The organism is Kitasatospora sp. NPDC096204, from assembly GCF_044763205.1.
Taxonomy (GTDB): Bacteria; Actinomycetota; Actinomycetes; order Streptomycetales; family Streptomycetaceae; genus Kitasatospora.
Genome location: NZ_JBIWFT010000004.1, coordinates 142,344 through 161,597 on the forward strand (window position 1 = coordinate 142,344; position 19,254 = coordinate 161,597).

General features: G+C 73.6%; 16 protein-coding genes. 9 read left to right on the forward strand and 7 right to left on the reverse strand.

From position 1 onward, the window contains the following. Positions 1-2 precede the first annotated feature (2 nt). Positions 3-656, reverse strand: coding sequence for a DUF4937 domain-containing protein (locus tag ACIQ87_RS06090; protein WP_402402217.1), 654 nt, complete (start codon positions 654-656; stop codon positions 3-5). A gap of 178 nt (positions 657-834) precedes the next feature. On the opposite strand from ACIQ87_RS06090, the gene ACIQ87_RS06095 reads away from it, so the two are divergent. Both ACIQ87_RS06095 and ACIQ87_RS06100 read left to right on the forward strand, forming a co-directional pair. Next, positions 835-1,845: a GlxA family transcriptional regulator gene (locus ACIQ87_RS06095; RefSeq protein WP_402402220.1), complete on the forward strand. Its 1,011-nt coding sequence runs from the start codon at positions 835-837 to the stop codon at positions 1,843-1,845. Positions 1,846-1,875: 30 nt separating this feature from the next. Continuing rightward, a complete protein-coding gene (locus ACIQ87_RS06100) occupies positions 1,876-2,628 on the forward strand; it encodes an MBL fold metallo-hydrolase (protein ID WP_402402223.1) in 753 nt (250 codons plus the stop codon). 25 nt (positions 2,629-2,653) lie between these two features. Here the strand turns inward: ACIQ87_RS06100 and ACIQ87_RS06105 are convergent, their stop codons facing one another. The 5 genes from ACIQ87_RS06105 to gcvPA form a co-directional block, all read right to left on the reverse strand. Beyond that, complete coding sequence (locus ACIQ87_RS06105; RefSeq protein WP_402402226.1) at positions 2,654-3,307, reverse strand: GntR family transcriptional regulator; 654 nt, start codon at positions 3,305-3,307, stop codon at positions 2,654-2,656. Between the two features lie 101 nt (positions 3,308-3,408). Continuing rightward, positions 3,409-4,155: an SDR family NAD(P)-dependent oxidoreductase gene (locus ACIQ87_RS06110; protein WP_402402228.1), complete on the reverse strand. Its 747-nt coding sequence runs from the start codon at positions 4,153-4,155 to the stop codon at positions 3,409-3,411. 69 nt (positions 4,156-4,224) lie between these two features. Then, entirely contained in the window at positions 4,225-5,400 is a 1,176-nt protein-coding gene (locus ACIQ87_RS06115; RefSeq protein ID WP_402402230.1) for an ATP-NAD kinase family protein, read from the reverse strand. Next, positions 5,397-6,995, reverse strand: a complete 1,599-nt coding sequence (gcvPB, locus tag ACIQ87_RS06120; RefSeq protein ID WP_402402233.1) for an aminomethyl-transferring glycine dehydrogenase subunit GcvPB — start codon at positions 6,993-6,995, stop codon at positions 5,397-5,399. The genes ACIQ87_RS06115 and gcvPB overlap by 4 nt, the downstream gene beginning before the upstream one ends. Further along, positions 6,992-8,350 (reverse strand): aminomethyl-transferring glycine dehydrogenase subunit GcvPA, encoded by a 1,359-nt coding sequence (gene gcvPA, locus ACIQ87_RS06125; protein ID WP_402402236.1) that lies wholly within the window; start codon positions 8,348-8,350, stop codon positions 6,992-6,994. Before gcvPA ends, gcvPB begins: the two co-directional genes overlap by 4 nt. A 156-nt stretch (positions 8,351-8,506) precedes the next feature. Here gcvPA and ACIQ87_RS06130 point away from each other — a divergent pair, with 156 nt between their 5' ends. From ACIQ87_RS06130 to ACIQ87_RS06155, 6 genes are read left to right on the forward strand one after another with little or no spacing between them, the layout of a single operon-like run. Then, positions 8,507-9,838, forward strand: a complete 1,332-nt coding sequence (locus ACIQ87_RS06130) for an ABC transporter substrate-binding protein (RefSeq protein WP_402402239.1) — start codon at positions 8,507-8,509, stop codon at positions 9,836-9,838. Between the two features lie 11 nt (positions 9,839-9,849). Beyond that, positions 9,850-10,779 carry a carbohydrate ABC transporter permease gene (locus ACIQ87_RS06135; protein WP_402402242.1) on the forward strand — a complete coding sequence of 310 codons (930 nt, stop codon included), beginning with the start codon at positions 9,850-9,852 and terminating at the stop codon, positions 10,777-10,779. Beyond that, positions 10,776-11,648: a carbohydrate ABC transporter permease gene (locus ACIQ87_RS06140; protein WP_402402245.1), complete on the forward strand. Its 873-nt coding sequence runs from the start codon at positions 10,776-10,778 to the stop codon at positions 11,646-11,648. Before ACIQ87_RS06135 ends, ACIQ87_RS06140 begins: the two co-directional genes overlap by 4 nt. Then, positions 11,645-13,708 (forward strand): beta-galactosidase, encoded by a 2,064-nt coding sequence (locus ACIQ87_RS06145; protein WP_402402248.1) that lies wholly within the window; start codon positions 11,645-11,647, stop codon positions 13,706-13,708. The genes ACIQ87_RS06140 and ACIQ87_RS06145 overlap by 4 nt, the downstream gene beginning before the upstream one ends. Beyond that, positions 13,705-15,879 (forward strand): MGH1-like glycoside hydrolase domain-containing protein, encoded by a 2,175-nt coding sequence (locus ACIQ87_RS06150; RefSeq protein WP_402402251.1) that lies wholly within the window; start codon positions 13,705-13,707, stop codon positions 15,877-15,879. The genes ACIQ87_RS06145 and ACIQ87_RS06150 overlap by 4 nt, the downstream gene beginning before the upstream one ends. A gap of 42 nt (positions 15,880-15,921) precedes the next feature. Then, the gene (locus tag ACIQ87_RS06155; protein WP_402402253.1) at positions 15,922-16,662 is read left to right on the forward strand and encodes a ribonuclease H; all 741 of its coding nucleotides are present in this window, start codon (positions 15,922-15,924) and stop codon (positions 16,660-16,662) included. A gap of 89 nt (positions 16,663-16,751) precedes the next feature. On the opposite strand, the gene ACIQ87_RS06160 is transcribed toward ACIQ87_RS06155, so the two are convergent. Continuing rightward, positions 16,752-18,068 carry a hypothetical protein gene (locus ACIQ87_RS06160; protein WP_402402256.1) on the reverse strand — a complete coding sequence of 439 codons (1,317 nt, stop codon included), beginning with the start codon at positions 18,066-18,068 and terminating at the stop codon, positions 16,752-16,754. A 355-nt stretch (positions 18,069-18,423) separates the two neighbouring features. Between ACIQ87_RS06160 and ACIQ87_RS06165 the strand changes: the two genes are divergently transcribed. Beyond that, on the forward strand, positions 18,424-19,179 hold the full coding sequence (locus tag ACIQ87_RS06165; protein ID WP_402402259.1) for a hypothetical protein: 756 nt from the start codon (positions 18,424-18,426) through the stop codon (positions 19,177-19,179). Positions 19,180-19,254: the final 75 nt, after the last annotated feature.

Sequence of the window (19,254 nt, forward strand, 5' to 3'; positions counted from 1 at the left end):
GCTCACCGGAACTCCGCGGCCGGAGGCTCGGGCATGACGCGCCAGGTCGGTTCGAGGGGGAGCAGGTGGCCCGTCAGCGTTCGGACGTCGGCGGGGACGTCGGCGCGGGCGAGGAGGGCGGGGAGGTGGTGGACGGTGTAGGCGTGGTGGGCGGCGGGGGTGGTCCAGAGGGTGGTGACGAGGTAGCGGTCGGCGGCGAGGCGGGTGACGGTGCCGCCGAGCATGCCGCCCGCCGCCGCCATGCCCGGGGCCCAGAGTTCGCGTTGGACGTCGAGGAAGTGGTCGGCGCGGCCGGGGCGGAGCCGGCAGTCGGCGGCGCGCAGGGTGGTGGCCCGGGCGAGGGCGGCGGGGAGGGAGGGGGCCGCGCCGGGCATGGTGAGCACGACCGGGCCGGTGGCGACCGCGATCTCCGTGTGGCCGGAGCGCTGGTCGGCGTGGGCGGCGGCCAGGTCGTGGCGCTCGCGCATGAAGCGGGCGTACGCGGGCTCGTCGTTCCACAGGGCGAGCAGGAGGGCCCGGTCACCGTCGGGCGCCCAGCCGCCGGTCTGGCCGATCAGGCCCGGCTGGTCGGAGATCGCCGACCAGCGGCGCTGGCCGGCGGCGAACGCCTCGCGTGCTCCGGGTCGCACCCGGCAGTCGATCCACTTGCCGTACATGCGGGTCATCATGCTGCGGGGAGGCGGTGGGGCGTCAATCGGGCGCTGGTCCGGGGGAGGGCCGGGCCACAGACGTAGGGCCGTGGCCCAGCAGCGGCGAGGGCGCCGGCCGGCGGTGTCCGGATCCTGCAGAGTCCCGTCATTGCCGCCATCGCCGCCGCCGGGCGAGGGTAGGGGCATGAACGACGCACCCCGCCTGCCGCATCTGGTCGTGATCCCGGTGTTCCCCGGAGTGAACGCGCTGGACGTGACCGGGCCCGCCGAGATCCTCGCGCTGGCCGGACGGCTGCTGCCGCCCGGCCAGCCGGGGTACGAGGTGCGGGTGTGTGCGGAGCGGCGCGGGCCGGTGGCGACCTTCTCGGGGGTTCCGCTGTACGTGACCGACACCCTGGCCGAGCAGCGGGTGGGGCCGGACACGGTGCTGGTGCCGGGGCGGGTGGACCTGGGGCCGGACGGGCCGGTGCCGCAGGTGGATCCGGCGGTGGTCGGCTGGCTGAGGGAGGTCGGGTCACGGGGCGGGCGGATCGCCTCGGTGTGTGCGGGCGCGCACGTGACGGCGGCGGCCGGGCTGCTGGACGGGCACCGCGCGACCACCCACTGGGCGACCGCCGAGCTGCTGGCCGCCGACCACCCGGCCGTCGAGGTGGACGCCGACCCGGTGTTCATCCGCTCCGGGCGGATGTGGACCAGCGCCGGCCTGACCACCTCGATGGACCTCACCCTCGCCCTGGTCGCCGAGGACCACGGCGACGACCTGGCCCTGGAGATCGCCAGGGTGATGGTGATGTACCTCCAACGCCCGGGCGGGCAGAGCCAGTTCAGCGTCCCGCTGGCCCACCGTACGGGCGGCCGGGCGGACCTGGGCGATCTGCGCCGCTGGATCGCCGATCACCTGGAGGCCGATCTGTCGGTGCCCGTGCTCGCCGAGCGACTCGCCATGAGCGAGCGGCACTTCGCCCGGGTCTTCCGCGCCGAGACCGGGACCACGCCCGGGATGTACGTGGAGGCGCTGCGCGTGGAGGCGGCCCGCAGGCTGCTGGAGCGCAGTGACCACCCGCTGCCGGGTGTCGCCCGGGCCTGCGGCTTCGGCTCCGTGGAGACCCTGCACCGGGTGTTCAGGGAGCGGCTCTCCACCACGCCGGGGGACTACCGGCGTCGCTTCAGACTCTCTGTCCAAAATACTGACTGACCGTCAATTCACCATCGAAGAAGGACCACTGTGAAGATCCAGGCGACCCACATCGGCACCGCGACCGTCCTGCTGGAGGTCGGCGGCCTGCGGCTGCTCACCGACCCGGTCTTCGACCGGGCCCCCGCCGAGTACCGGCACGACCCGGTCGTGCTGCGCAGCACCGGCGGCCCGGCGCTGGGCTTGCACGATCTGCCGCCGGTGGACGCCGTGCTGCTCAGCCACGACGAGCATCCGGACAACCTGGACGCCACCGGCCGCACCCTGCTCGCCGGGCGTCCGGTGCTGACCACGGTCAGCGGTGCGGCCCGGCTCGGCGGCGGCGCGCTCGGCCTGACGCCGTGGCAGACCCGCGAGCTCACCGTGGACGGCCGCACCCTGCGGGTGACCGGCACGCCCGGCCTGCACGGGCCGGTCGGGGACGTCACCGGCTTCGTGGTCGAGGTGCCGGGCGAGCAGGAGGCGCTGTACGTCTCCGGGGACACCGTCCACATCCCCGAACTGGACGAGGTGGGGCGGCGGTTCCGGATCGGTACGGCGCTGCTGCACCTCGGGGCCGCCCGGATCGAGGCCTTCGGCGGCGGTGAGCTGATCACCATGGACGCGGCGCAGGCCGCCGCGCTCACCGCCTCGCTCGGCGCCCGCCGGGTGGTGCCCGTCCACTACACCTCGTGGGAGCACTTCACCGAGGGGCGGGCGGAGACCACCGCGCGGTTCGCGGCGGCGGGCCTGGCCGACCGGCTGCACTGGCTCACCCCGGGCGTCGCCGAACAGCTGGACTGATGGGCCGATGGACTGACGGGCCCGTTCAGACCGCGGCGACCGGGGGCAGGCGGTCCAGGATGCGCTCCATGCCGCTGGTCCAGTTGGCCTCCAGCGCGGTGACGGCCTGGTCGATGTCGCCGTCCAGCAGGCACTGGGCGATCCGCTCGTGCTCCTCGGCGGCGCGTTCCAGGATCTCGTGGTCGCCGACCACCACCCGCTCGTAGCGGTGCAGGGTGAGCTTCAGCGAGTCGATCATCTCGCGCAGCCGGGCGTTGGCGCAGCCGGAGAGCAGCAGGGCGTGCCAGGCGTCGTCGTAGCGCTCTATCGTGCCGTGCGGGGCCTGGGGGGCGGAGAAGGCACGGGCCTGGGCGAGCAGCCGGGGGGCGATCTCGGCCAGGTGGGCCGGGTCGGAGGTGCGCAGGGCCAGCGACTCCAGGGCGATCACGATCGCGGTGAGGTCGAGGAACTCCTGTTTGCCGGTGGGGGCGAAGCGGAAGCCCTTGCCGCGCTCGCTGGTGATGATGCCCTCGCGCTCCAGGCTGATCAGGGCCTCGCGCAGGGGCGTCCGGCTGACGCCCAGTTCCTCGGCGAGCTGGACCTCGTTGATCGACTCGCCGGGGGTGAACCGGCCGCGGCCGAGCTGCTCCAGCAGTTCGTCCTTCACCTGCTCGCGCAGCGGACGCCGCTCGATCGCCATCAGGCTTCCCTTCTTCCCTCGGTCCGTAGCGTACCGGCCGGGCGACGCACGCCGTCGCCCGGCCGCCGTACGGGGCTGCGGTGCTGTACGGTGTGCGGTCGTCAGGCGGTGCCGGCGCCGTCCACGGCGATGACCGCGCCGCTGACGAAGGCGGCGGCGTCGCTGGCCAGGAAGGCCACGGTCTGGGCGATGTCCCGGGGTTGGCCGATCCGGCCGAGCGGGCGGTCGGCGGCGTCGGTGTAGAAGGCGTCCGGGTTCTCGCCGAGCTGGCGGGCCTCCTCGGCGAGCATGCCGGTGTCGGTGTCGCCCGGGCAGACGCAGTTGACCCGGATGTTGTCCGGGCCGTGGTCGATGGCCATCGCCCTGGTCATGTTGACCACCGCGCCCTTGGAGGCGCAGTAGGAGACGGCCCGGCCGCCGCCCTTGATGCCCCAGCCGGAACCGGTGTTGACGATGCTGCCGCCGCCGTTCGCGGCCATCAGCGGCACCACCAGCCCGCTGAGCAGCATGATCGAGCGGACGTTGACGGCCATCACCAGGTCCCAGTCCTCGTCGGTGATCTCGGTGACGGTGGAGCGGCGGATGATGCCGGCGTTGTTGAACAGCACGTCCACGCCGCCGTGTTGTTCGACGGCGGTGCGGACGGCGTGCTCGCAGTCGGGGCGCCGGGAGACGTCGCAGCGGACGAAGGTGCCGCCGATCTCCTTGGCGGCCCGTTCGCCGCGCTCGGCGTCGAGGTCGAGGAGGACGACGGCGGCGCCGAGTTCGGCGAGCAGGGCGGCGGTGGCCCGGCCGATGCCGGAGGCGGCGCCGGTGACGATCGCGCGCTTGCCGTGCAGGTCGATCATGGGGACTCCTTCAACTGGCCAGAGGGAGACTGGGGTTCGGGCGGAAAGGCGGGAGGGCGGTGGCCGGGCTCAGACGGAGAGGCGGTAGACGGCGCCGGAGCGGCGGCCGGTGATCACCCGGACGTGGCCGGCCAGGGCGTCGTCCAGTTCCGGGTCGCCGGTGTCCAGCAGCAGGGGCCGCCCTGCCAGAGCGGCGAGCTTCGCCTCGGTGGCGAGCACCAGCAGCCGCTCCCGGCCCGCGGCGCGCAGCAGTTCGGGGGTGAGCTGCTGGTTGCCGCGGCCGAGCAGGAAGCCCTGGCCGCCGATCGGGGAGAGCGCGATGTGCGGGGTGGTGGGCAGGGTGCGCAGCTGGTCGGCGCGGGCGTCGCGGATCAGCACCCGGGCGGCGGTGGCGAGGCCGTCGGCATGGCGGGCCCCGAGCGCGCCCTCGGGGCCGAGCCGCAGCAGGTCGACGCCGGTCAGGCTGGCGCCCGGTGCGCCGAGCGCGGTGGCCACCGCGTAGGTGGTGCTGCCGGGCCCGAGGAGCAGCAGCCCGCCGGGGCCGACCCGTTCGGCGACCTCGGCGGCGATGCCGGCCGGCGCCCCCGGGCCGGGCCCGGAGCTGCCGGTCTTGCGCTGCTGCACCCGGGCGGGCAGCACCGGGACGGTCAGCCGGCCGTACAGCCGGGCGGAGACCCTGCCGGCCCGCAGCGCGGCCTCGTCCCGGTCCACCACCTCGGCGGCCTCCAGGCGCACGCCCCGGCCGACCGCCCAGGCCGCCGTGACCTCGGCGGCGGCCCGGGGGTGCACGGCGAACACGGCGGAGTGCATCTTGACCCCGGCCGGGATGCCGAGCGCCGGCAGGCGGGGCTCGGGCCCGAGCGCGTCCAGGACGTCGCGGGCGGTGCCGTCGCCGCCGCAGAACAGCAGCAGTCCGGCGCCGGCCGCGACCAGGGCGCGCACCGCGGCCCGGGTGTCGGCGGCGGTGGTCCGCGCCCCGGCGGGCCGGTGGACGATCCGTGCGGTCCGGCCGGCCGCCCGGGCGGCGTCCCCGCCCATCCGGCCTTCGGCCGTGATCAGCTCGATGTCCGAAGGAAGTTGACGAAGCGTCAGTTCGGCCCGGGCGAGGGCCTGGGGGTGGGCCCCGAGCGCCAGCGCCCGCTGCTGGACCTCGGCGCCGTCGCTGCCCTGGAGGCCGACCCGGCCGCCGAGGCCGGCCACCGGGTTGACCACGAGCCCGATCCGGGTGCCCGGGGCGGGCGTCACGGCTGCTCGCCGAGGACCTTGCGGCGGTAGGCGCGCCAGCTGACCGCCCAGACCGCCGGATCGTCCAGCGGTTCGTGCCGGATCCGGTGCACGGTGGAGTTGTGCGGCGCGGTGCGGACGGTCTCCGGGTCCTCGTACGCCTCGCGGGCGACCTCGGTCAGGATCGCCGCGTACTCGTCCAGGTCGGCCCGGGAGTAGGACTCGGTGGGCTCCAGGGTCATCGGCTCGGGGACGACGTACGGGTGGTGGCTGGTCCAGTAGTGGGTGCCGAAGTCGGCGGCGCGGTAGCCGAGGTCCTCGCTGTGCAGGCCGGTGTCCTCGTTGAGCTGCTGCCAGCTGTAGCGGACCTGCTCGACCCGGGGGCGGCCCTCGGCGTAGGGGACGGAGACGCCGCGGATCCGCCGGACCCGGTGCAGCAGGTAGTTGTTGTTGAGGACGGCGGTCTCGGCGGCCTCGCGCAGCCCCTCGGCGCCCAGCGACATGATCCAGGCGTAGGCGCGCACCAGGTTCGGCACGACGCCCAGGTACGGGCGGATCTTGCCGATCGAGTCGGGCCGGTCGTCGTCCAGGACGTACCGCTCGCCGTCGAACTCGACGGTGGGGCGCGGCAGGTAGGGCGCCAGCTCGGCGGTGACGCCGCAGGCACCGGCCGCCGGGCCGCCGCAGGCGTGCGGGGTGGAGAAGGTCTTGTGCAGGTTGAAGTGGCACAGGTCGAAGCCGGCCTCGCGGGCCCGGGTGATGCCGAGGATGCCGTTGGCGTTGGCCTGGTCGTAGGCGCACAGGCCGCCGGCCTCGTGGACGATCCGGACGAACTCGGCGATCCGCGGGTTGTAGATGCCGGTGTCCTCGGGGTTGGTGATGAGCAGCGCGGCGGTGCGCGGGCCGACGGCGGCGCGCAGCGCCTCGATGTCGGGGTAGCCGTCGGCGTCCGGGTGCAGGGTGATCACCCGGAACCCGGCGGTCTTGGCGCAGGCGGCGTTGGAGGGGTGGGAGAAGGCGGTGGTGATGATCTCGTCGCGCTGCTCCAGCTCGCCGCGGGCGGCGTGGTGGGCGCGGATCACCGAGACGTTGGTCCAGATCGCCGCCGAGCCCGCGCCGGGCTGGAGGCTGACCCGGTCCATGCCGGAGATCTCCCTGAGCAACTGCTCCAGCCGGTGGACGAGTTCGAGCACCCCTTGGACGGTGGAGGGGTCCTGCGCCGGGTGCAGGGCGGCGATCCTGGGGTCGCGGACGAAGGTGTCGTTGACCTTGGGGCTGTACTTCATGGTGCAGGTGCCCTGGCCGACGTCCACGTTGAGGTCGGCGCCCAGGTTCTCCTGGGAGAGCCGCAGGTAGTGCCGGAGCACCTGCTGCTGGCCGAGTTCGGGCAGGGCGGGCGGCGTGCGGCGGCGCAGTGCGGCGGGCAGCCGCTCGGCCGGGTCGCCGACGGCGGCGGTGACGGCGGGCTCGGGCAGCGGGGGCAGGACGCCGCGCTCGCCGGGGGTGCCCAGCTCGAAGATCAGCTTCTCGTCCCAGCGGGCCTGGTGGAAGCGGCGCAGGGCGGGTTTGGGGGCGACGCGGGGGTCCACCGGGGCGGAGTCATGGCTGGTCGTCACTTGACGGTCTCCTCAAGCGCGTCGGCGAGGCGGTCGATGTCCGCCGCGGTGTGCAGCTCGGTCACGCAGTAGCGGCCCTCGTCCGCGCCGGCCGGGGTGCCGCCGTGCAGGCCGTGGGCGAGCAGGGCGTCGGCGATCTCGGCGGCGCCGCGTTCGCCGGTGTAGCGGACGGTGAAGTCGGCGAAGTGCACGGCGTCCGGGTCGGCCAGTTCCACGCCGGGGACGCGGGCCAGGCGCTGCCGGGCGTAGGCGGTGTTGGCGAGGATCGTCTCACCGATCTCGCGCATGCCGTGCGGGCCCATCAGGGCGAGGTAGACCCCGGCGGCGATGCCGTGCAGGGCGGCGGCGGTGCCGACCCACTCCTTGCCCTCCTCGCGCAGCGCGAAGGAGGTGCGCTCGTAGGCGACGTCGCCGAAGCCGTACTCGCCGGGGACGTCGGTGGGGGTGATGCCGAACAGCCGGCTCGGGTACTCGGCGACCAGGCGCTCGTCGTCCGGGCTGCCGATGAAGCCGGCGTTGCCGCCGCCGAAGCCCGGGTGGATGCCGAGCGGCTGGAGGTCGCCGCAGGTGAGGTCGGCGCCGAGTTCGGCGGGCGGGGTGAGCACGCCGAGGCTGAGCGGGTTGACGTGGGCCACCGCCAGCGCCCCGGCCCGGTGGGCGAGTTCGACGTACTGCGCCAGTTCCTGGTCCACCCTCCCGCAGTGGTCGGTCAGTTGGGCGTAGACGGCGGCCACGTCGCCCTCGGCCAGCGCGGCCCGGACGGCGGCGGGCTCGGCCGGGACCGGCACCAGCTCGTGGACGCCCCGGACGTAGTCGCGGATCCGGGAGAGCCGGTCCGGGTCGATCGCGCCGACCAGCACCAGCCGGCGCCGCCCGGTGGCCCGTCCGGCCATCCGCAGGGCCGTCGCGGCGGCCTGGAAGCCGTCGTACGTCGGCACGTTGACGACCTCGACGGCCAGCAGCTCGGCCATCAGCGACTGGTACTCCCACAGCGCCTGGAAGCGGCCGTGGTCCTCGTACGGCTCTCCCGCGTAGGCGGTGAGGAACTCGCTGCGGTTGACGATCTCGTCCACCACGGCGGGCACGTGGTGGCGGTAGCAGCCGGCGCCGAGGAAGCTGCGGCCGGGCGGGACGGCGGTGTTGCGGGAGAGCAGCTCCTCCATGTGCGCGACCAGCCGGGCCTCGGAGCCGAGCGGTTCGGGCAGTCGCAGCGGGCGGTCCAGCCGGAGGGCGGCGGGGATGTCGGCGTAGAACTCCTCGACGTCCTGGGCGCCGACCGCCGCCAGCATCGCTTTCCTCACCTGCGGCGCGGAGTTGGGGATGTACGGGTGGGTTCGGGGGACGCGTGTGCTCATGCTGGCACCTTCCGCGATTTCAGTCACAAGCCTTGACGGGGTTGTGAATGCTGAGTTCTGTATACAGCATTCGGCATCCACCAGTCGGGAGGCAAGATGTCCGCACCAACCCGGCCCGAAAAACATCCCCAACTACCAAGTGACCAGGGCGAATTCGTGAAAGGTCCGACCCGCCGGCGGATCCTCTCCGCCGGACTCGCGGGCGGCGCTCTGCTGATGACCGGCGCCACCGGCTGCGCGACCGGCGGGGCCGGCGGCACCAGCGCCAAGCAGCTCGCCGGCAGTCCGGGCGCCGCCCTCGCCGGGAAGGTCACCATCTGGTCCTGGGACGTCGCCGCCAAGGCCATGCAGCGGCTCGGCAAGGCCTTCGAGCAGGCCCACCCGGGAACGACCGTCGACGTGGTGGACATCGGCTACGACAACGCCTACGACAAGATCACCGTCGGGCTCGGCGCCGGCAGCGGCCTGCCCGACATCCTCACCGTCGAGGGCAGCAAACTGCCCACCTACATCGGCAACTTCCCGAACGGCCTGGTCGACCTCACCAGCCGCTCCGCCGACCTCAGGTCCCAGTACGCGGACGCCTCCTGGCGCACCGTGACGGACGCCAAGGGCAAGGTCTTCGCCCTGCCCTGGGACAGCGGGCCGTGCGCCCTGTTCTACCGGCGCGACCTCTTCCAACAGGCCGGCATCGACCCGGCGAACCTCAACACCTGGGACGACTACCTCACCGCCGGCACCACCCTGAAGGCCGCCACCGGGAAGAAGCTGCTCATCCTGGACTCCAAACAGGACAGCCTCTTCGCCATGCTCCTCCAACAACAGGGCCAGCGCTGGTTCACCGACGGCAAGGTGGCCGTCGCCACCCCCGCCGCCGAACGCGCCCTCACCCTGATGAAACAGCTCGTCGACCGCGACCTGGTGGACTTCGAGAACGGCTGGGACGGCTTCGTCTCCGGGACCCACGACGGCAAGGCCGCCACCACCCCCACCGCGGCCTGGTGGGACGGCACCCTCACCGCCGAAATGGCCGACCTCGGCGGGAAGTTCGGCGTCGTCCCGCTGCCCGCCTTCACCCCCGGCGGCACCCGCACCTCCAACAGCGGCGGCTCCACCCTCTGCGTCACCGCGCAGAGCCGCAACCCGGAGACGGCATGGGCGTTCCTCTCCTTCCTGCTCGCCGACAAGGCCAACCAGGCCTCGATGATGCAGCACGAAGGACTCTTCCCCGCCTACCTCCCCGCCCTGGACGACCCGTACTTCCAGCAGCCCTCGCCCTACTACGGCGGCCAGCCCACCATGCAGCTGTTCGCCGGGCTCACCCGGAGCGTCCCCACCGTCGAGTTCACCGCGGACGACTCCAAGGCCGGCGACATCGTCAACTCCGCCGTCAACCAGGTGCTGCACAACGGCGCCGACCCGGGCACCGTCCTGCGCTCCGCGGCCCGCCAGATCGCCACCGCGACCGGCCGCCAAACGGTCGCGTAGGGGCGGGCCCGATGACCAGTCCTCCGGCGTCCCTGCGCAAACCGGCGGTCACGGCCCGAGCCGCCCCCGCCCGCCGCCGGCGCTCCCCACGGACCGCGGCCTGGCTGTTCGCCGGGCCCACCACCGCACTCTTCGTCGCCTTCTTCGCCTACCCGCTCGGCGCCAGCCTCTACCAGAGCTTCACCGCCCGCCGCGACGGCGTCGACGTCTGGGTCGGCCTGGACCAGTACCGGCGGATGCTCCACGACCCCGCCTTCCTGCACTCCCTGGTCAACACCGGCCTGATCCTCGCCGTCCAGGTGCCCGTGATGATCGGCCTCGCCCTGGTGCTCGCCGTCCTGCTCAACCAGTCCTGGCTGCGCTTCCGGGCCGGCTGGCGGGCGGTGTTCTTCCTGCCCGCCATCACCACCCTGGTCGCCTACGCCGTGGTCTTCCAGGTCCTGCTGCGCACCGACGGCGGCCTCGCCAACCAGCTCCTCCAGGCGCTCGGCCTCGGCCCGGTCGACTGGCTCAACTCGCCCACCTGGGCCCGGATCTCGCTGATCGGCTCGGTCACCTGGCGGTGGACCGGCTACAACGCGGTGATCCTGCTCGCCGGGCTGCACGCCATCGGCCGCGACCAGTACGAGGCCGCCTCGCTCGACGGCGCCGGCACCGTACGCACCTACACCGGCGTCATCCTGCCGCAGCTGCGCCCGGTGGTGCTGTTCTGCGTCATCACCTCCACCATCGGCACCCTCCAACTCTTCGACGAGAACTACGTGCTGACCCGTGGCGGCCCCGGCGACGCGACGCTCACCCCGGTGGTCTACCTCTACAAGGTCGGCTTCCAGCAGCTCGACTTCGGCTACGCGGCCGCCATCGCCTGGGTGGTGGTGCTGATCATCGCGGCGGTCTCGCTGATCCAGTTCCGGTTCTACGGAAGGGAACGACGCCGATGAACCGCATCTCGACGACAAGCCTGCCCGCCAGGCCCGGCCGCACCCCGCTGCCCGCCAGAATCGGCCGCACCGCCGTCCTCGCCGCCCTCACCCTCGGCGCCGTCGTCAGCCTGGTGCCCTTCGCCTGGATGCTGATCGCCAGCACCCACAGCAGCTCCGAACTCTTCCACTCCCCACCGCCGTTCCTCCCCGGCGGCAGCCTGCTGCGCAACCTGGCGCACCTCCAGGAGACCATCGGCTTCGGCCGGGTGCTGCTCAACAGCCTCGGCATCGCCGTCGTCTACACCGCGCTCAGCTCGCTGCTGTCCGCGATGTGCGGCTACGGGCTCGCCAAGTACCGCTTCCGCGGCCGGGGGCTGCTGCTCGGCCTGGTACTGGCGACCATGATGATCCCCCTGCAGGTGCTGCTGGTCCCGCTGTTCCAGATGATGGCCAGCCTCGGCTGGATCGACAGCTACCAGGCCGTGATCGTGCCCTTCCTGGCCAACTCCTTCGGCATCCTGCTGATGCGCCAGGGCTTCCTCGACTTCCCCGACGAACTGCTGGAGTCCGCCCGGATCGACGGCTCCGGCGAGCTGCGCACCTTCTACCGGGTCGTCCTGCCCTGCGTGCGGCCGCAGCTGGGCGCACTGGTGATCTTCACCTTCATGGGCCAGTGGAACAGCTTCATCTGGCCGCTGCTGATGCTCAACACCGAGGACAGGTACACCGTGCCGGTCGCGCTCAACACGCTGACCGGACTGACCCACGTCGACTACTCCGGCCTGATGCTCGGCTCCTTCCTGGCCACGCTCCCGCTGATGGTGCTCTTCCTGCTCTTCCAGCGGCAGTTCGTGGCCGGCCTGCTGGGCGGAGCCCTGAAGGGATGACCACGACCGTGACCACGGACCGCCTCACCCGGGTGCCCGGCCTGCTGTACGGCGGGGACTGGAACCCCGAGCAGTGGCCCGAGCAGGTGTGGGCCGAGGACGTGAAGCTGATGGCCGAGGCCGGGGTCAACCTGGTCACCGTCGGCGTGTTCTCCTGGGCCCGGCTCCAACCGGACGCCGACAGCTGGGACTTCGGCTGGCTGGACCGGCTCCTCGACCTCGTCCACCGGCACGGCATCGCCGTCGACCTGGCCACCGCCACCGCCTCCCCGCCCGCCTGGCTGGTCCGCGCCCACCCCGAGCTGCTGCCCGTCACCGCCGACGGCGTACGGCTGGAGTTCGGCTCGCGCCAGCACTACTGCCCCTCCTCACCCGCCTACCGACAGGCCGCCGTCCGCCTCACCCGGGCACTCGCCGAGCGCTACCGCGACCACCCCGCGCTCGCCCTGTGGCACATCCACAACGAGTACGGCGACCACGTCCAGGAGTGCTTCTGCCCCGCCTCGGCCGCCGACTTCCGCCACTGGCTGCGCGAACGGCACGGCGACATCGAGGAGTTGAACCGCTCCTGGGGCACCGCCTTCTGGTCCCAGCGCTACAACTCCTTCGAGCAGATCGAGCCTCCGCGCACCGCGCCCGGCCCGGTCAACCCCACCCAGCTGCTGGACTGGCGCCGGTTCTGCTCGGACGCGCTGCTCGCCCTGCACCGCGCCGAGAAGGCCGTCCTGGACGAGGTCTCGCCCGGCGTCCCCGTCACCACCAACTTCATGTCGATGCTCAAGGCCCTCGACTACTGGGAGTGGAGCCGGCACGAGGACTTCGTCTCCGACGACGCCTACCCCGACCCGGCCGACCCGCGCGCCCACGTCAACGCCGCGATGAACTACGACCTGATGCGCTCGCTCAAGGGCGGCCGCCCCTGGCTGCTGATGGAACAGGCCCCCTCCGCGGTCAGCTGGCGGCCGGTCAACGTGCCCAAGACCCCCGGCCTGTACCGCCTGTGGTCGCTCCAGGCGCTGGCCCGCGGCGCCGACGGCGTCCTGCACTTCCAGTGGCGCGCCTCGGTGGCCGGAGCCGAGAAGTTCCACAGCGCGATGCTCCCGCACCGGGGCACCGCCGCACGCGGCTGGCAGCAGACCGTCCGCCTCGGTACGGAACTGCGCCGCCTCGGCGAACTCGCCGGCACCCGGCTGCGCGGGCAGGTGGCCGTCCTGCTCGACTGGGACAGCTGGTGGGCGCTGGAACTGGACGACCACCCCTCCGCCCGGATGCGCTGGCTCGACCTGCTCCGCCCCTGGTACGCGGCGCTGTACGAGCGCGGCGTCACCGTCGACTTCGTCCCGCCCACCGCCGACCCCGGCGGCTACCCGCTGCTGCTCGCCCCCAACCTCTACCTGCTCGACACCGCCACCGCCGACCGGCTCACCGCCTACGTGCGCGGCGGCGGCCGCCTGGTCTGCGGCCCGTTCAGCGGCATCACCGACCGGCACGACCACATCCACCCCGGCGGCCACCCCGGGCCGCTGCGCGAGCTGCTGGGGATCGTGGTGGACGAGCACTGGCCGATCCCGGACGGCGCGACCACCACCCTCACCCCGGCGGGCCCCGAACCGGGCGCCGAACCACGTACCCGCCTGCGCGCCGAACGCTGGAGCGAGTGGATCGAGGCCGAGACCGCCGAGACCCTCGCCCACTACGCCTCCGGCGCACTCGCCGGCCGCCCGGCCGTCACCCGCAACCGCCTGGGCGCCGGCAGCGCCTGGTACCTGAGCTGCCACCTCGGCGCCGACCTCGGCCCGGTGCTCGACCCGGTGCTCGCCGAAGCCGGGGTGGGCGCCGAACTCCCCGGCCTGCCGGAGGGCGTCGAGGCCACCCGCCGGCACGCCGCCGACGGCACCGGCTACCTCTTCCTGCTCAACCACGGCCCCGTCGAGCGCCGGGTGCCGCTCGACGCGCCCTGCACCGACCTGCTCACCGGCACCGAGGCCGCCACGGCCGTCACCCTCGCGCCGCTCGGCGCCGCCGTCCTCCGACTCCCCGCCGCCCAGGAGCGCGCATGAACCCGCTGACCCGCCGCCACGTCCTGGCCGGCTCCGCCGCCCTCGCCGCGGCCGGCGTCCTCGCCGCCACCCCGGCCGCCGCCGCACAACCCCCGGACCCGGCAGACCTCCAGGACCGCTACGCCGACCTCCTCGACCTCCACGGCACCCCCGCCAGCGCCTACCCCGGCGACGCCCACGGCAACAACCCGATCAACGTCCTCGCCGACCTCGGCGCCTGGCACGCCTACGCCCTGCCCCGCCCCGCCGACCCGCAAGGAGGCTTCACCGGCCCGCTGTACCTCGCCCAGGAGTACCCCTGGTGGCTCAGCGACGGCCTGACCCGCCTCCAGCTCACCGAACAGGGCCGCCCCCTGGACCTCACCGCGGGCGCCCCCGCGCGCGGCACCTCGCTGCCCGGCCTGCTGCGCCTGACCCACGACCTCGGCGCCGGCCTCGCCCTCACCCTGGAACTTCGCTTCGCCGGCAACCGCACCGCCCTGCTCCGCGCCCGCCTCGCCAACACCGGCCCGGCCGTACGCACCCTGGCCGTCGCCTGGACGGGCCGGCTGCTGCGCCCCGCCACCGGCCCCCAGCGCGAGGCCCCGCGACTGGTCGCCGCCGAACGCGGCGTGGAGGTGCGCTTCGCCGAGGTCCGGCAGACCTGGGACTACCTCACCGACGGCACCGAGCGCTTCGCCGTCCGCCACGCGCGGCCCGTCCGGGTGGTGCTGAGCGCCGACGGCGACGGCCACCGCACCGAACTCGCCGAGCCCGTACGGCTGGCGCCGGGGGAGAGCCGCAGCCTGGACTGGACCGAGAGCTACACCTTCACCGACGCCGAGTACGCCCGGGCCGCGCGGGAGGCCGACGCCGCGCTGCGCGCCCCGGAGCGGGTCGCCGCCGAGGGCACCGCCCGCTGGCACGGGTACCTGACCCGGGCCACCGAGGGCGTCCCGGCCGCCCGCCGCCGCACCGCCGCCAAGTGCGTGCAGACCCTGGTCACCAACTGGCGCAGCCCGGCCGGGCGGATCCGGCACGACGCCGTCACCCCGACGCTCTCCTACAAGTGGTTCAGCGGGGTCTGGGCCTGGGACACCTGGAAGCAGGCCGTCGGCACCGCCGCCTTCGCCCCCGCGCTGGCCGCCGACCAGATCCGGGCGGTCTTCGACCACCAGGTCCCGGCGGGCTCCGCCGACCGCCCCCAGGACGCCGGCATGGTCCCCGACTGCGTCTTCTACAACGACCCGAGCACCGGCGGCGGCAACTGGAACGAGCGCAACTCCAAGCCCCCGCTGGCCTCCTGGGCGGTCTGGGAGGTCTACCGGCGCAGCGGCGACCGCGCCTTCCTGCGGGAACTGCTGCCCAAGCTGACCGCCTACCAGGACTGGTGGTACCGCACCCGCGACCACCTCGGCGAGGGCCTGTGCGAGTACGGCGCCACCGTGGACCCGGCCAACGCCACCACCCAGGACCGCGTGGAGGCGGCGGCCTGGGAGTCCGGCATGGACAACGCCCCGCGCTTCGACGCCGCCGGGGTGGTCCCCAACCGGGACGCGAACGGGACACTGCTCGGCTGGTCGCTCGACCAGCGCTCCGTCGACCTCAACGCCTACCTGGCCGCCGACCACCGCCACCTGGCGCTGATCGCCGCCGAACTGGGCGACCGGCCCGCCGCCGAGCGGCTGCGCGCCCGTGCCGAGCGGATCGACGCCGCCGTGCGCGACACCATGTACGACCCGGCCGGCGGCTGGTTCCACGACACCGAGCTGGCCACCGGCGCCCGGCTCACCGCCCGGGGCCGCGGCATCGAGGGCGCGATCCCGCTCTGGTCCGGCACCGCGAGCTCCGCCCAGGCCCGTACCGTCCGCCGGCTGCTGCTCGACCCGGCGGAGTTCGGCACCGTCATGCCGTTCCCGACCGTGGCCCGCAGCTCGCCGTCCTTCGACCCGGCCGGCTACTGGCGCGGCCTGGCCTGGCTCGACCAGACCTACTTCGCGATCGAGGGCCTGCGCCGCTACGGCTGGGAGCAGGACGCCCGGCGGACGGTCGAGCGGCTGCTGGCCACCGCCGCCGGGCTGGCCGGGGACGGCCCGGTGCGCGAGAACTACGACCCGTTGACGGGGGAGGGGCACAGCTCGACCAACTTCAGCTGGTCGGCGGCGCTGCTGCTGCTCCTGCTGCGCGGCTGAGCGGCCTTGGCTCCGGGCCCCGCGACCAGGCATCATCGAGGCATGGTCGAACGAGTCATTGCAGCGTGTGACGGAGCAGCCAAGGGCAACCCCGGTCCGGCGGGCTGGGCGTACGTGGTCGCGGACGCCGCCGGGGTGCCCCAGCGGTGGCAGGCCGGCGCGCTCGGGCACAGCACCAACAACGTGGGAGAGCTGACGGCGCTGCGGCAGCTGCTGGCCTCGACGGACCCGGCGGTCCCGCTGGAGGTGCGGCTGGACAGCACCTACACCCGCGACTCGGTGACCAAGTGGCTGAAGGGCTGGAAGCGCAACGGCTGGAAGACGGCGGCGGGCAAGCCGGTCGCCAACCAGGAGCTGATCCAGGCGATCGACGCGCTGCTGGAGGGCCGGGACGTCACCTTCGTGTACGTGCCGGCCCACCAGGTCGACGGCGACCCGCTGAACGCCATCGCCGACAAGGCCGCCAGCGACGCCGCCCGCACCCAGCAGGACGCCTCCGGCACCGCCGCCGACCTGCCGGTCCCCGACCCGGCCGCCGCCACCAAGGCCCCCAGGGCGCGCGCCGCCCGCACCGCCTCGGCCGGCTCCTCCGCCGGGTCCGCCTCCGCCGGGTCCGCCTCCGCCGGGAGTGGCGGCACCGCCAGGCGGAGCGGCGGCTCACGCACCCTGAACGCCCGCTTCCCCGGCACCTGCCCGTGCAGCCGCCCGTACGCCAAGGGCGACAAGATCACCAAGGTCGGCAGCTCCTGGGGCCACCCGGAGTGCGCCGCGGCCCACGCCTGACGAGCGGCTCCGCGCGAGCGGGCGGGAAAGCGCGACCGGCCGACCGCTGATGCGCGGTCGGCCGGTCGCCGGTCGGTGGTACGTGGACGTCAGGCCTTGGCCGGGGCGTCCTTGAGGGCGATCTCCTTGATCTCCTCGAAGGTGAAGCCCGCCCGGTTGAAGGCGCGCGCCTCGATCTCCGTGAAGCCGAGCCCGGCGAGCTCCTTGAGCTGGGCGTCGGTCAGCGGCGGGGCGGTCGGGGCGTCCGGGACGCCGCCGGCCAGGTCCTCGGGGTCGAGGTCGTCCTCGGCACCCGCGGTGGCCAGGCCGAGCACCGCGGCCATCAGCTGGTCGTCGGTCACCTTGACCGCGTCGGCCGGCACCTGGACGTTCGGGGCCGACTGGCTGAAGGCGAGCTTCACCGGGAAGTTGACGCCCGGCTCGACCTTGTCGGCCAGCTGCGCGAGGTCGAAGGTGGCGGAGGAGAAGGCGCCGTTCTTCAGGTAGAGGTCGACGCCGATCCTGCGGTCCGGCACGTCGCTCGGAGCCCGGTCGGGGAAGTCGCCCAGCTGCTTGGGGAACTTGGCGGACAGCGGCTTGACGGCCTTGTACATCTCGTCGACCAGCTGCCGGGCCGGGGCGCTGACCCAGAGGTGCTCGGCGCCGTCCTTCTTGCCCTTGTCCTCGTACGTGACGGTGCGGCCGATCACGTCCTTGACCGAGTTGAGGAGCTGGTTGGCGAGCTCCGGGTCGGCGGTGGGCGTGGCGCTCGGGGCGGCCTTCTTGCCGTCGGACTCCTTGGCCTGGTCCGCGAGCGACTGGAGGTCGAAGGACACCCACTTGCCGGCCAGCACGTCGCCGAGCGGCTTCATCTCCTCGGGCAGGTCCTTGCGCATCTCGTCGACCGTGGACGGGTCCTCGCCGACCAGCTTCACCAGGCCCTTGGCGTCGGCGTGCAGGTACCCCGTGGCGTCGACCTGGCGGTACTCCAGCAGCGCGGTGCCGCTGCGGTCGGAGAGCAGGTAGGAGACGCGCACCGACTTGTCGAGCGTCAGGTCGGTGTTCTTGGCGGCGTCGCCGCCCTTGCCGGCGTTCCTGAAGGCCTCGATGTCCTTGAGCGGCTTGTCCGCGGAGATCGAGACCGAGACGGAGAGGCCGGAGATCGCCTTGGCGGACTTCTCGTCCATCGGGTGGTCGCCGCCCCGGGCGGAGCCGATCAGGCCGCTGCCGGCCTTGTGCTCGCCGGAGTTGGCGAAGGCGGCGACCTGCTCGGGGGTGGCGTCGATGGAGAGGGTGAAGCCGGCCGCCTTGCCGTCACGGACCTTGTCGAAGGCCTTCGACACCTTCTGCGCGGCGGACAGCTGCTGGACGGTGCCGCAGGCGGTGAGGCCGGTGGCGAGCACGGAGGCGGTGACGGCGACGGGCATCGCCCCACGGGCGGCCTTGCGGATGGCGGTGTTGATGGTACGACTCCTGTTGATCGGGCCCGCTCGGTGAAGCGGACCGCTCCCTCCCCTGCGGCGCGCGAACGCCACAGTGCCTGCACATGTGATCACATTATCGGCAAGGGGGCAGGCGAATTTTTGGCCCGGTCTTTAACCACATTGGCCAAAACCATGACCAAAAGCCATAAATCCCCCACCGGAACCCCCGTCGAGTGGTCACGATCCCGCCGGGGAATTCCCGGATTCCCCCACGCGAACCGGCCGCCGTCCCTACGATCGGCTCGGTCCGGGCCCGCTGGAGTGGCTGCCGGACCGGTGGGTCCGCGGGAGGGGATCGATGGGACCTGTGGGCTGGATCGCGGTGATCGTCCTGGCGCTCGCCGCAGGGGTGGTCTGGCTGATGCTGCGCTACCCCGGGGGATGGCGGTACGCCTTCACCGCGCAGTACGCCGAGAACCGGCGCGACCTGGACGCCGCCCGTGCCAAGCTCCGCGCACTGGAGCGCGAGGCCGGACGCGAACGGGACCGGGCCAGGGCCGACGTCACGGCGGCCGAACAGGCCCAGCAGGAGCGGGTCGGTCGGGCCGAAGCGCACCTGGAACGGCTCCGCTCGCCGGGCCGGGGCGAGTTGCGGTCCTCGCTCGGGGGCGGCCTGCGGCTGTACGACCACGCGCTGGAGGTGACGGCGGAGGGCCGCACCGCCGAGTACCCGCTGCACGAGGTCTCGGTCCGCGACGAGTACTCGCGCGAGCAGGGCCACGTCTACGTGGCGCTGCCGACCGGCCGTCAGCAGATGGTGACCGTCGCGCTGGAGGAGACGCCCGAGGCCGAGGTGCGGAAGTTCGTCGTCGAGGTGTTCAACGCCGGCGCCGACGCCAAGGCGTCCGCGGTCGAGCGCCAGGCGCTCGTGCCCGAGGCCGAGGCCGAACTGCGCGACGCGCAGGCGGACACGACCGGCCAGGAGGAGGCCCGGCAGCGGCTCACCGAACTCCTGGCCCGCCAGGAGGCGGACCCGCGCATCCCGCAGGCCCGTCACGAGCTGGAGGCGGCGAAGGACCGCTGGCAACACCTCACCGGCAGCCGACCGGCGTAACACGGACGGAGAGTGGTGGGGGCGCTCCTCTGCCGACGGCGAAGACCGGCCCGACCGGGGCCCGGCCGGCCGTAC